Below are 12,384 nucleotides of genomic sequence, written 5' to 3'. Positions count from 1 at the left end.
GAGAGAGAGAGAGAGAGAGAGAGAGAGAGAGAACTATGGTAGCGCCGGAAATGGCGGGTTCGCAGATGGTATTGGTGTTCAGCCTTTGGGACCCATGAGCCAGCGCGCCGAAAGCCTGGCCTGTGGCGTGAATTCAAAATCCCGGTCGAAGGGAAAGACCGGCCTTGTCCTGCGGTTGCTCGCAAGATTGGCGATGTCCTGATTGACGACGCCATCGGTCAACGCCATCAGGTTCGGATTGGCAATCGGCGCGAGTTCCGGCGACAGGTAACCCGATTTAACGACCAGCAGCCGCGCGGTGTTGGGATCGAGCCCAAGCCGGCGGAAGTCCGCAATATTGTGATAGGGACGCCGGCGCGCAGCGAGCACGACCTCGATACCGCCGACACGCACGACGGCCTGGCGCTCGGCCGGGGCGCCCGGATCATCAAGACGCAGGACGGTTGCCGTGACATCGGCGGGAACGCTGGCCGGATCGAGACTTCCGCCAATGCGAAGGGCGAGTGGCGCTCCCTCACCGGCCGCAAAGCAGGCTTCGACGGCGGGCCGATCGGTGATGCCGGCAATAAGCGCTCCCTGCCAGTTGCGCGCAAGCAGCGCACGCAGCACGTCAGCCCGGTCGCCGACGCCGCCGCCCGTCGGATTGTCGGCTGAATCGGCAAGAATGACTGGCTTGGTATTCGCAGCCGCCGCAATCTGAAGCATTTCTGCCAACGGCCCCGTTTGCTGGCCGAAACCGAAGCTGTGCCGCGCATTCCAGTATCGGAGGGCTATTTCCTCGGCTGCCTTCAGCGCACCGGCTTTGTCTACGCCGGTGACGATTGCACACCCCGTTGCCCGCGGCTCGTCAGCCCAGACATAACCGATCATCAGATTGGCATCGAGGATACCCGGCCGGGCATCGAAGCCGGGAAGCTCGCGATAGATCGACTTCGCCGGCTCATCCTCCGTTGAAGTGCATTCGCCCGGCAGCAAGACGGGCACCTTTGCCCAGGCGACGCCCGGACGACGGCCGGTCCGCAGCGTCCCGACCAGCATCGACCAGGCGCGAACCATCGTCTCGCGCACATCGATATGCGGCGCGGTGCGATAGGCGGCGAAAATGTCGAGCTGATCGATGATCCCTTCGCTGACATTGCCGTGGAGGTCATAACTCGCAGCGACCGGGCAATCCGGCCCGACAACCGCGCGCGCCGCAGAGATCCAGTCGCCTTCGGCATCGTCCATACCCTCGACATTGATCGCGCCGTGCATCGCGAGATAGAGACCGTCGATCGGCAAGGCCGCTTGCAATCTTGCAAGAAACTCGGACTTGAGAATTTCATAAGCATCACGCGACACCGGGCCGCCCGGAACGGCGCGCGCGTGCAGCAGGGGCACGTGCTCGATACCGTCCCCCTGCAGGAAACTGAAATAGTCTGCGCCCAGCAGATCCGCATCGCGCAGCACGCGAAAGTCCTCCAGGGTCATCAGGACCGGCGAATAGGTGCTGCATTCGGTATGGATGCCGCCGACGGCAATGCGCATGGCTTCCCTCACGGTTTGGAGTTTAAAGTTTCGGGCAGAGACCGACGATGGCCGCGAAGCGGAGCCAGTTCTTCCCGCTCTTCGGCGTCCACGCCGCCTCCGCAATGGCCGGAAGGCGCGGAAAGACGAGGCGGTTAAAATAGCCGCGCGAGAGGAAATGCTCCGACCAGATACAGGCTTGCACGCCCTTCAGCCGATGTTTCAGCTCCTCTGGAAATTCGCCCTCGGCCTCGTAGTCATAGGTGTGGGCGGGCGGCACCGTGCCGGCCCAGCTGGCGCCCGGCTCCTGCCATGCCTCTGCCTGCACCATGTCGAGATAATAGGCCTGGCCGGGCGTCATGACGACTTCATAGCCTTCGCGGGCAAGCTCAATGCCGACTTCGGGGCTCTGCCAGGCCATGAGCAACGTCTCCGTCGCATTGACACCGCCGCCGTGGGCGACCTCGTTCCAACCGGCCAGCTTCTTGCCGCGCCTGGTCAGCATGTCCTTCACCCGGTTGAGAAAATAGGACTGCAGCCCGAACGTACCGGAAATGCCCTCGCGTTCCATCAACGATCTTGCCAGCGGCGAGGCGAGCCAGGCGCCGTCCGCGACCTCATCACCACCGACATGGACGTAGGCGGACGGAAAAAGCTCGACCATTTCGTCGAAGACTTTTTCTAGGAATTCGTAGGTGAACGGCACTGCCGGGTTAAGCGCATTGTTGGCGTAGCCCTGCACGGAGTGATAACTCTCCGGTGCTTCCTGGCCGTCGGACAGATCGCGCAATGCGACAAGGGTCGCAGCATTGTGACCGGGAATATCGATCTCGGGGACGATCTCGACGTTTAGCGCTGAGGCGTGGGCAACCAGACCGCGGACATCGGCCTGGCTGTAGAAGCCTCCCACGGGCTCGGCACCATTGCCGAGCTGCGGCAGAAGCGGCCCATCGGGGCTCCGCAGGACCCCGACAGTGGTGAGTTCCGGATAGGCCTTGATCTCCAGCCGCCACGCCTCGTCGTCGGTGAGGTGCCAGTGGAAGATGTTGAGCTTCAGCCAGGCAAGAATGTCGATCAGCCGTAAGAGATCGCTGATGGGATAAAATTGCCGCGACACGTCGAGATGGCAGCCGCGCCAGCTATAGCGCGGCGCATCGGCGATGGTGCCGGCGATCGGGAAGCGGAATTTTGCCGGCTCCCGGCGCGCGCCGTTCAGAAGCTGTGCCAGTGTCGTCAATCCGTATTGGCGCCCAGCACCACCGCCAAAGGAGAGCCTGACCTCGTCTGCCGAAAACGCAATCTCGTAGCCTTCCGGGACGAGTGCTGCGTCCTCTTTTAGACGCAGCGTCCTGCCCTGATCGTTCGGCGCAAGACTGAGGGGCGCATGATCCGCCGGGAAAAGGCGGCAGAACAGGGCAAGGACAATCTCGACTGCCTTGAGATCGTCCAACGAGCACCCCTGCGCCGGGTAGAGGCAGACAGGAAAGCCCTCGCCCGGCTCCGCATCGATCCGGCGTGGCCATGGCTGCACGGCGAACGGCAGGTCGAGTTTGCCTTGCGGCAAAAGCACCGGCGGTGGCTCGCTCACCCGGCCCTCGAGCATGAGATCGGAGACGGCAACCGGGACATGGCGGCCGGGGGCGAGCGTCAGATAAGCGGATTTCGCACCATCTGTGCAATGCACGGCCTTGCGGTGCAGGCCGCCAACGGTGAACGTCCACATCGCACCCGGTGCCAAGGCAAAACCGGTCGGCGGCGCAAACTCGTGATAGTTGGCGTCACGCCTGACAAAAGTCGCGTTTTCGCAGGCGTCCTGGTCGATAACCCGCGTCAGTGACGTGTAGACGATCGTGAAGTTCTCAATCGTGCTTTCTGAAAGATTGAAGAGGCGGAAGGTGAAGCGACCGTGCGGACCGCCGTGCGGTTGCCACGCGCTTTCGAGACGATAGGACGCCGTGTGCATGTCTGTTCCTCGTGTTCTAGTAGTGATCCGACTGGGAAAAGGTGCGGGCGAGTTCCGCCTGCCCCGCCGTCAGGCCGCAATCGACCGGCAGGCAGGCGCCGGTGATTGCCGCAGCAAGCGGGCTCGCCAGAAAGCCGACGGCATTGGCGACATCATCCGGAGTGGCGATCCGCTGCAGCGGATACCAGCGCCTGGCATCCTCAAAGACATTCGGATTGGCGGCGGCGCGATCTTCCCACGCTTGCGTGCGCACCGTGCCGGGCGAAACGGCGTTGGCGCGAATGCCGAACTTGCCGTATTCCACCGCAATCAGCTTCGTCAGGTGCAACAGGCCGGCCTTGGCGGCGCTATAGGCGGGATGGCCGAAGACATTGGTACCGTTGACCGAGGCGATGTTGACGACGGACCCCCTCGTTTCTTTCAATGCCTCTTCGACTGCGCGAAAACAGAGGAAGGCAGCCTCCAGATTGAGCACGCTGTCCATACGCCAGATTTCCGGCGTCGTGTCGTGCAGGCTGACCGCCCGCGCTGCGCCCGCATTGTTGACGAGGGTTCGCACCTGGCCAAGCTCGGCCGCGCGGCTTGCCATATCGGCAACATTTGCCGGATCGGTAATGTTGCAGGCAAAGGCAACGAATTTGCCCGGATCACGCAGACTAATTGCCGCCGTTTCGGCCGCAGCCCCGTCGAGATCGGGCATCAGGACGATGTCATGATCTTCGCCAAGCCGGCGGGCGATGGCGCGGCCGATGTCGCCTGCGGCGCCGGTTACGATCGCGACGGATGCTGGCATGCCGGTTCCCCTCTGAGCATGTATGTCAGTCCCCCAAAAGCTGGCGGTCATCGCCATCGCGGTGGGCGACGAGCTGTTGCTTGATACGCCGCAGCGTCACTGTCGCCTGCGGCTGGACGTGGTACGCAACGAGGCTAGCAATGATATCGACGAGGGCGAGATAGGCGATCCGGGTCGAGGTCGGCCGGTAGATGTTGTTGCCCTCAGGCAAATCGACCGGCACGGTGATGTCGGCCGCGCGGGCGACCGGACTGCCGCTCTGGGTCAAGGCAATCGTCGCCACCTTTTGCTCGCGCGCCAGCGTAAAGGACCGCACGAGCTCGGCATTGCGCCCCGAAAACGACGAACCGATCAGAACGTCGGTGGGCTTTGCCGCCGCCGCCATCATCAACTGCATGCTGTGATCGGCACTGGCCGTGACGCGCAACCCAAGGCGAAACAGCCGGTTCTGCATTTCGCTGGCGATCATGGAGGAATTGCCGCCCGAGCCGAAGGCATAGATCATGTCCGCCGATGCAAGCCGCTCCGCTGCCTGTTGGATCGCCGTAAGGTCGAGATTGCGGTGCAGCAAGAAAAGGGCGTTCTGCGCCTTGGTGACGATATCCTGCGCCACGTCGGCGGGCTCCCGGCTTTTCGGCTCGGGCTTCAGATAACGCATGCCCACATAGGCGGTGCGCGCCAGTTGCACCTTGAAGTCGGAAAAGCTTTCGCAGCCAAGACGACGGCAAAAGCGCGTGACGGTCGGCGGCGAGACGTCGGCCTTGCCGGCAAGCTCGATGATCGAGGCATTTACGGCGAATTCGAAATCGGTGAGCAGGATCTCGGCAATGCGGCCTTCGGCCTGCGAGAGCTTGGCCTTCTCTTCCTGAAGCGTGGAGAAAATATCCATTTAAAGTGTACCTTTCATGAGATCGCCGGCCGCCTTGCGGAGGCCGCCTGAAAACCGCGGCAGTGCTGCGATCCGGCACACGATTCTCACCCTATGTCCACCCTCCATCCGGTACCGTGTTCAGACTGGCGCCGTCTTTTCTCTGTAGGCGATGCAATCGATCTCAACCTTGCAATCGACCATCATCGACGCCTGCACACAGGCTCGCGCCGGTGGATGCTCGCCGAAATAGCTTTGATAGATCTTGTTGAAAGTCCAGAAATCGCGCGGATCGTCCAACCAGACACCGACGCGGACGACGTGCTCGGGTCCGTAACCCGCCTCGGCAAGAATCGCCATCAGATTGCCAATGGTCCTGTGGGTCTGCGGAATAATGCCGCCCTCAATGATCTCGCCGTTCTCCATTGCAACCTGGCCGGAAACATGAAGCCAGCCGTTCGCCTCCACCGCGCGCGCAAATGGCAGCAACTTGCCGCCAGCACCCGGCTGTTCGGCGCCGTAACGTTTCATGGACACCCCTTCTTCATGCAAATTATTTTCGTGATGCGTTGACAAATGACCACAGAAAGCAGAATTTGACCAGAGAAAAACGAAGTTTATGAAAAGAATTTCAATAGAGGGAGCAAAGGTGCGCGATCCTTTCGGCAATCCGTTTTCACCGTCCGACGCAGCCCGCCATGCGATATGGCAAATGTTGGTGGAACGGGACATCGATGCCTTTCTTTCCGCCGACTGGTCGAAAGTCGCCGGGGATTTCGTCGAAGAGGGCTTCATCGGCATCGATGGCAGACGCAATGTAAACCCCGACAAATGGCGGCTTGCCTTTCCTTCGCTGAATGCCTATTGCAACGAATGGCTGCGCCAGGCTAAGGACTTCGCGCAGCAATCCTTTGCCGAAGACCCGCGCACTGCGCTCTTCACGACCACGACGCTTGAGGACATCGAGGTTGAAGACGGGATGGCACTTGCCCGCAAGAAATTCGACGGCAGCCTGAAGAAATCGGATGGAAGCGTCGATGTCCTTAAATGGCAGACAGTCTATTATTGTCGCCTGCACCAGGGGCGGTGGAAGATCTGCGGCTTCACCGGCTACTTGCCCAATCCGATGATTGAGGCCTGAGAAGCGAGCAAGAGGCAACTGCATTGCGGATATTTACCGCCACGCTGGCGACCGAAACAAATACTTTCTCGCCGATCTGCGTTGATCGTCGCGCCTTTGAAGCCTCGCTATACGCGCCGCCGGGCAAACATCCGGAAACACCGACGCTCTGCTCGGCTCCAATCACCGTCGGCCGCCGGCTGGCGGCGGAACAAGGTTTCGACCTGATCGAGGGCACTGCCGCCTGGGCGGACCCGGCTGGCCTCGTCAATCGCCTGACCTATGAAGGCCTGCGCGACGAGATACTCGATCAACTTCACGCGACACTTCCGGTCGACGCCGTCGTACTCGGACTTCACGGCGCCATGGTCGCCGACGGCTACGAGGACACCGAAGGCGACTTCCTCACGCGCGTGCGCGATATTGTCGGCCCAGATGTCCTCGTCTGCGCCGAGCTAGATCCGCACAGTCACTTGACCGCGAAGCGCCTGGCCGCCGCCGATTTCTTCGTCTACTTCAAGGAATTTCCCCATACCGATTTCGTCGAGCGCGCCGAGGATCTGTGGCGTATCGCGCTCGATACCCTTGCCGGACGGGTCAAGCCGGCAATGTCGGTGTTCGACTGTCGCATGATCGATGTATATCCGACCTCGCGCGAGCCGATGCGCTCGTTCGTCGACAAGATCATGCGGATGGAAGCCGCAGACCCCGATATTCTGTCGATCTCCGTGGTGCATGGCTTCATGGCCGGCGACGTGCCGGAGATGGGAACGAAGATGGTCGTGCTCACCGACGGCAAGCCGGACAAAGGAGCGGTTCTCGCTCGCGAACTCGGGCTTGAGCTCTTCGCCAAGCGCGGCACCTTCATCATGCCCCAGATCAACGAAAGGGAAGCCGTGTCGCGCGCGCTTGCTGCGGCGAGCGGTCCGGTAGTGATCGCCGACATCTGGGACAATCCGGGCGGTGGCACAGCCGGGGATGCGACAGTGCTTTTAGCGGAATTGCTGGCCAAGGGCGCAAAGGACACGGCAGTCGGCACGATCTGGGACCCGATGGCGGTGCAAATCTGCATGGCGGCCGGCGAAGGCGCCCGGATCCAGTTGCGCTTCGGCGCGAAATCGGCGCCGGGCACCGGCAATCCGATCGACGGCATCGTCAAGGTCATCCGGCTGGTGCGCAATGCCCAGATGCGTTTCGGGGAGAGTTTTGCACCCTTCGGCGATGCAGCGCATATCCAGCTCAACGGCATCGACATCATCCTGAATTCGACGCGGGCCCAGAGCTTCGATCCAAGTCTGTTTTCGGTGATGGGCATCGAGCCGACGTCGAGGAAAATACTGGTGATCAAATCGACCAACCATTTCTACGCCTCCTTCGCCCCAATCGCCTCGGAAATCCTTTATTGTTCGGCAGGCACCCCCTACCCGAACAACCCGGCCCGCACTGCCTATCGCCGGGCGCCGCGCGACATCTGGCCGATGGCGGACAATCCGCACGAAGATGCGCAAGGCGCGGCTTGAGAAACGCGATCGCGTCCTCATGCTGGATGGCAAAGGCTGCATTTGCAGTGCTGAATGAAAATTCACGGGCAATGTCAGCGCTCGTCACAAGGCACCCTTAACTACCCCCCGAGCGCGAGATCCGCTCGCTCGCACGCCAACAATAGCGCCGCGCGAGCACCGCTCTTGGCCTATTTTCATCGGCTGCCCTCCGTGACCACCCCCGTTCGCTTGCCGCGCCTGGGAAGCGGACATACCTTTCCGCCAAGCCAGGCTGGGTGATCAGCAGCGCGCTTGCAGGGTCTTGAGACCGACCTCCACGGATGGGGATGCACCGTAAGGTACCCCGCCGACATGCTGCCTGCACGCGCATCGTGGCCGGACGGCCGCCCTCAGACCCCGCCAGCCTTCAACAGCCCCATATCGACATCGCCGAGTTCCAGCCGGCGTTCAAGGGCAATGCCGTCGGCGTCGAAGAGATGGCAATCGGCGGCTTTGAGGCCGACCGGAACCGTCTCCTCCGTGCGGATCGCTGCGCTGCCTGGCAGCATGGCGCAAAAGTTCTCGCCTTCGCCGTTGACGGCCGCATAGGCGACGGTGTGGGCGCCGAGGTGTTCGATCACAGAAGGCGCAATTGCCAGTGCGAGGTCCGCCGCGCCGAACTGAATGTGTTCCGGGCGGATGCCGAGCGTCAATGGCTGTCCGACGAGGCCGGCGCGTCCTTCGACGGGGATGGTCGCAGTCTGGCCCTGGAATTCGATCTCGACGCCTGTGGCGCCGACGGCTTTGCAGATAACGGGGAGCATGTTCATCTTCGGATTGCCGATGAACCCTGCGACGAACATGTTGGCGGGCTTGTGGTAGAGTTCGAGCGGTGCGCCGGTCTGAGCGATCTCCCCGGCATTGAGAACGACGATCCGGTCCGCCATCGTCATCGCCTCGACCTGGTCGTGCGTGACGTAGATCATCGTCGCCTTCAGCTGCCGGTGGAGTTTCGCCAGTTCTATGCGCATGTCTGCGCGCAGCGCCGCGTCGAGGTTCGACAACGGCTCGTCGAAGAGAAAGATCTTCGGCTCCCGCACGATCGCCCGGCCAATCGCCACGCGCTGACGCTGGCCGCCGGACAGCAATCCCGGCTTCTGCTGGAGCCGCTGGTCGAGATGAAGAATGCGGGCAGCGTTTTCCACCTTGGCCTTGAGCTTGTCCTCCTGCATCTTTTCAACACGCAACGGAAAGGCGATATTTTCGAACACGGTCATATGCGGATAGAGCGCATAGGATTGAAAGACCATGGCGATCCCGCGCTTGACCGGCGGCAGGTCGTTGACACGTTTGCCGTCGATCAGGATATCACCCGCGCTGGTCTCGTCGAGACCGGCGATCATTCTGAGCAGGGTCGACTTGCCGCAGCCGGAGGGCCCGACGAAAACGACGAACTCGCCGTTTTTGACCTCGAGATCGATGCCTTTGAGCACCTCGAACGTGCCGTAGAATTTCTGAACCGTGTTGAGATTGAGCTGTCCCAAGAATCTGTCTCCGGCCGCCGACGGAAGCAGCCTTTTCATAGCAGCAGAATTGGACCGCGAACCGGTGGGTTCCCGGTCCGATGGCCTTACTTGTACTGCTCGAGATCGGCAGCCGCCTTCTTGAGTGCGTCGGCGGGCTCGGCCTTGCCGGTTACGACCGACTGGACCATCTCGATCATCGTGTTCTGAAAGCCCTTGTAGTCGGTGAAGAGCGGTTCTGGACCTCCATAGGCGATGCCGTCGATGAATGGCTTCCAATAGGGCTCCTTGGCAACGAATTCATCGACAACGGCGCCAGGGCGCAGAGGGGTCAGGCCGGCGCCGCCCTGCAGCTCATATTCGTGCTGGATGTCGGTCGAGGTGATGTATTTGGCGAACTCGGCCGCCTTCTCCTCGACGCCCGTTCCCTTGAAGATGGCCAGGCTGTCGGTGATCAACAGCGTGCCTTCCCCCTTGGCGGAGGTGCCGAGCGGCAGCGCTGCAACACCCCAATTGATCTTGGTGTCCTTGAGGCGGGCGGCAGCACCCGAGCCGGCCTGGATCATTCCGACCTTGCCGTCGAGGAAGATGGCACGGATCTCGTTCTGTTCGTATGCGGTAGCGCCTTCGACCGAGTAGGGCGTGATGTCCTTGTAGGCCTGCAGTGCAGCCAGCACTTCGGGGCTGTCGATAACGATCTTGTCGCCGTCGATCACCTTGCCGTTGTTGGTGTAAACCCAGTGCATGAACTGGTGCATGGTGTTGTCAAAGGTCTTGGCCGGCAGGCCGTAGCCGGCCGTTCCGGTCTTTTCCTTGATCTGCCTGGCGAAAGCGATCTCTTCAGCCCAGGTCTTCGGCGGCGTTTCGGGATCGAGGCCGGCAGCCTTGAACAGGTCCTTGTTCCAATAGAGAGCCTTGGTCGAGAAGGCGATCGGCACGCCCCACTGGTTGTCCTCAAACGTCACAGTGTCGACGATGTTCGGATAGTAGCTCTTCTTCTCGTCTTCCGTCATCGGAACCGGAATGATGAGATCGTTCTGCGCGAACTCCTTCAGCGTACGCGAACCGACATAGGCCATGCCGACCGGTGTGCCGGCAGCAGCAAGCGTCGTTGCCTTGTCCTGGCACTGCTCCCACCCGACGACTTCCGGTGCAATCTTCCAGCCGGCGTTCTTGCCTTCCCATTCCTTGATGTATTTTTCATGGATCGGGTCGATCTTGTCGCCGCAATAGATCCAGCTGATTTCCTGGTCAGCAGCATGTGCGGTCATGGCGCCGAGCGCGGTCGAGCCGAGCAAGGCAAGGGTAAACACTCCGGTCGTGAAATGGCCGGTCTTGAAACGAATTGTCACGTTTTTAGCTCCCATTTTTCTCTGGTGGTTCGGCTTATTGTTTCACCGCGCCGGCGGTCAGCCCGCTGACGAGATAGCGTTGCAGGAAGAAGATCACGATCATGGCAGGCGCAATGCCGACGAAGCTCGCGGCCATGAGCTCGTTCCAGATGACCTCCTGCCGGCCGAAATAGGCAAACAGGCCTACCGGCAATGGCGCGTATTCCGTCTTGGAATTGAAGGTCAGCGCGTAGATGAACTGCTGGGCGTAGGAGCCGATGAAGGTGGTAATTGCAACCACCGTGATGCCAGGCATGGCGATCGGCAGGATAACGCGGCGCAGCGTATAGAAATGGCTCGCGCCATCGACGAATGCAGCCTCGTCGAGTTCCCTTGGAATACGCATCATGTAGGTGCGCAAAAGCCAGATGGCAGACGGGATCAGGAATGCTACGCCCGGCACGATGATGGCGAAGTAGGTGTTCAACACACCGAAGGAGCGCATGAGCCGGAACAGCGGGATAAGCAGCACCGCACCGGAAAACATATTGACCGCGAGGAAGGCGCCGAGCAGGTGGCCCGATCCCCTGAATTTAAAGCGGGCAAAGGCATAGGCCGCAGGGACAACCAGCATCAGAACGACTGCGGTCACGATGGTCGAGATAAAGAAGGAATTGAAAATATAGCGGGCAAAGCCCGGGACGCTGACCCACATGGTCCGGTAGGCCTCGAAGGACCCATTTTGCGGAATGAACCGGTACGGAGATGAAAAGAGCTGGCTGAGCGGTTTTAGCGAAACCAGGAAACCCTCGACGAAGGGCGCCAGGATGAAGGTAAGAAAGGCCAGGATACCTGCATAGATGCCGATCAATTCGTACCAGCGATAGCGGTTGACCATCAAAGGCTGGCTCATCGGTTCTCTCCCGAGGAAAGACGGCTGGTGACGCGGAAATAGGCGAGACAGAAGATCGACAGAAAGATGCAGATCAGCACGGCGCGGGCGGCACCCTCGCCGTATTTGTTCGATCCGATCGCCGTGCGGTAGGTATCGATGATCATCGTCGTGGTCTCGCCGCTCGGACCACCGCGGGTGAGGATCCAGATGATGTCGAAGGAATTGAAGGTTGCGATCAACGACAGCATCGACATCGTGATCAGCGAGGGGATGAGCAGCGGCAGGGTGATGCGCCGGAAACGATAGAAGCGGCCGGCGCCGTCGGTCCAGGCAGCCTCATAGAGATCCTGCGGGATCGATTGCATCGCGGCCAGCATATAGAGCGTCACGAGCGGCACACCGATCCAGACGTCGGTGATAATCGTTGCCCAGAAGGCCGTGGAGCCCTGCGCAAGAAAAGCGATTGGCCCGTCTGCAAAGCCAACCCGCTGCAGCACCCCGGAAATCATGCCGAACTGGCCGTTATACATCCAGCCCCACATGAAGATGCCGATGGCCATCGGCACGATCCATGGTGGCGTCGTGAGCACGCGAAACAGCGCCCGGCCGGGGACGGCCGCGTTCAGCATGGAGGCGCCGAAGACGCCAATGATCATTTTGATCGACACCGAGAAGAAGGTCCACACGAAGGTGCGGATGATGACCTCGGCGAAGGTGGCGTTGAAGATCTTTTCGTAATTGATCCAGCCGACCCATTTGGTCGTTTTCTTCAGCGAGGCATCGGTGAAGGACAGGATGAAAGTGTCCACCAGCGGATAGGCGACGATCACCGTGACATAGAAAAGAGCCGGCAGCAGCAGGATCCAGGCGAAGATGACGGTGCTGCGCTGAACACTCATCCTGC

11 protein-coding genes are annotated in these 12,384 nt (G+C 60.9%); 2 read left to right on the top strand and 9 right to left on the bottom strand.

Features of this window, described 5'->3' with window-relative positions:
* Window positions 1-78: 78 nt before the first annotated feature.
* From JNB71_RS16520 to JNB71_RS16500, 5 genes are all read right to left on the bottom strand, one after another.
* Window positions 79-1,527 carry a M81 family metallopeptidase gene (locus tag JNB71_RS16520; protein WP_220372858.1) on the bottom strand — a complete coding sequence of 483 codons (1,449 nt, stop codon included), beginning with the start codon at window positions 1,525-1,527 and terminating at the stop codon, window positions 79-81.
* A gap of 22 nt (window positions 1,528-1,549) precedes the next feature.
* A complete protein-coding gene (locus JNB71_RS16515; protein ID WP_220372857.1) occupies window positions 1,550-3,469 on the bottom strand; it encodes a beta-N-acetylhexosaminidase in 1,920 nt (639 codons plus the stop codon).
* A gap of 16 nt (window positions 3,470-3,485) precedes the next feature.
* On the bottom strand, window positions 3,486-4,262 hold the full coding sequence (locus JNB71_RS16510) for an SDR family oxidoreductase (RefSeq protein ID WP_220372856.1): 777 nt from the start codon (window positions 4,260-4,262) through the stop codon (window positions 3,486-3,488).
* A 25-nt stretch (window positions 4,263-4,287) separates the two neighbouring features.
* The gene (locus tag JNB71_RS16505; protein ID WP_220372855.1) at window positions 4,288-5,151 is read right to left on the bottom strand and encodes a MurR/RpiR family transcriptional regulator; all 864 of its coding nucleotides are present in this window, start codon (window positions 5,149-5,151) and stop codon (window positions 4,288-4,290) included.
* A 120-nt stretch (window positions 5,152-5,271) separates the two neighbouring features.
* The gene (locus JNB71_RS16500) at window positions 5,272-5,667 is read right to left on the bottom strand and encodes a RidA family protein (RefSeq protein ID WP_220372961.1); all 396 of its coding nucleotides are present in this window, start codon (window positions 5,665-5,667) and stop codon (window positions 5,272-5,274) included.
* Window positions 5,668-5,779: 112 nt separating this feature from the next.
* Here JNB71_RS16500 and JNB71_RS16495 point away from each other — a divergent pair, with 112 nt between their 5' ends.
* On the top strand, window positions 5,780-6,271 hold the full coding sequence (locus tag JNB71_RS16495; RefSeq protein ID WP_220372854.1) for a hypothetical protein: 492 nt from the start codon (window positions 5,780-5,782) through the stop codon (window positions 6,269-6,271).
* Between the two features lie 23 nt (window positions 6,272-6,294).
* The gene (locus JNB71_RS16490; RefSeq protein ID WP_220372853.1) at window positions 6,295-7,770 is read left to right on the top strand and encodes a M81 family metallopeptidase; all 1,476 of its coding nucleotides are present in this window, start codon (window positions 6,295-6,297) and stop codon (window positions 7,768-7,770) included.
* A gap of 371 nt (window positions 7,771-8,141) precedes the next feature.
* Here JNB71_RS16490 and JNB71_RS16485 read toward each other — a convergent pair whose 3' ends face one another.
* From JNB71_RS16485 to JNB71_RS16470, 4 genes are all read right to left on the bottom strand, one after another.
* Window positions 8,142-9,275: an ABC transporter ATP-binding protein gene (locus tag JNB71_RS16485; RefSeq protein WP_220372852.1), complete on the bottom strand. Its 1,134-nt coding sequence runs from the start codon at window positions 9,273-9,275 to the stop codon at window positions 8,142-8,144.
* 86 nt (window positions 9,276-9,361) lie between these two features.
* Window positions 9,362-10,525, bottom strand: coding sequence for an extracellular solute-binding protein (locus JNB71_RS16480; RefSeq protein ID WP_223215895.1), 1,164 nt, complete (start codon window positions 10,523-10,525; stop codon window positions 9,362-9,364).
* Window positions 10,526-10,640: 115 nt separating this feature from the next.
* On the bottom strand, window positions 10,641-11,498 hold the full coding sequence (locus JNB71_RS16475) for a carbohydrate ABC transporter permease (protein WP_018329304.1): 858 nt from the start codon (window positions 11,496-11,498) through the stop codon (window positions 10,641-10,643).
* Complete coding sequence (locus JNB71_RS16470; protein ID WP_220372850.1) at window positions 11,495-12,379, bottom strand: carbohydrate ABC transporter permease; 885 nt, start codon at window positions 12,377-12,379, stop codon at window positions 11,495-11,497. The genes JNB71_RS16475 and JNB71_RS16470 overlap by 4 nt, the downstream gene beginning before the upstream one ends.
* Window positions 12,380-12,384 lie beyond the last annotated feature (5 nt).

The organism is Rhizobium herbae, assembly GCF_019511375.1.
Classification (GTDB): Bacteria; Pseudomonadota; Alphaproteobacteria; order Rhizobiales; family Rhizobiaceae; genus Pararhizobium; species Pararhizobium herbae_A.
The sequence above is the reverse complement of the archived record's forward strand: the minus strand, read 5'-3'. Positions and strand labels throughout refer to the sequence as shown.

Excerpts from the sequence above, each read along its gene's own strand:
- JNB71_RS16520 (WP_220372858.1), bottom strand. The coding sequence starts at position 1,527 with ATGCGCATTGCCGTCGGCGGCATCCATACCGAATGCAGCACCTATTCG.
- JNB71_RS16515 (WP_220372857.1), bottom strand. The coding sequence starts at position 3,469 with ATGCACACGGCGTCCTATCGTCTCGAAAGCGCGTGGCAACCGCACGGC.
- JNB71_RS16510 (WP_220372856.1), bottom strand. The coding sequence starts at position 4,262 with ATGCCAGCATCCGTCGCGATCGTAACCGGCGCCGCAGGCGACATCGGC.
- JNB71_RS16505 (WP_220372855.1), bottom strand. The coding sequence starts at position 5,151 with ATGGATATTTTCTCCACGCTTCAGGAAGAGAAGGCCAAGCTCTCGCAG.
- JNB71_RS16480 (WP_223215895.1), bottom strand. The coding sequence starts at position 10,525 with ATGACCGCACATGCTGCTGACCAGGAAATCAGCTGGATCTATTGCGGC.
- JNB71_RS16475 (WP_018329304.1), bottom strand. The coding sequence starts at position 11,498 with ATGAGCCAGCCTTTGATGGTCAACCGCTATCGCTGGTACGAATTGATC.
- JNB71_RS16470 (WP_220372850.1), bottom strand. The coding sequence starts at position 12,379 with ATGAGTGTTCAGCGCAGCACCGTCATCTTCGCCTGGATCCTGCTGCTG.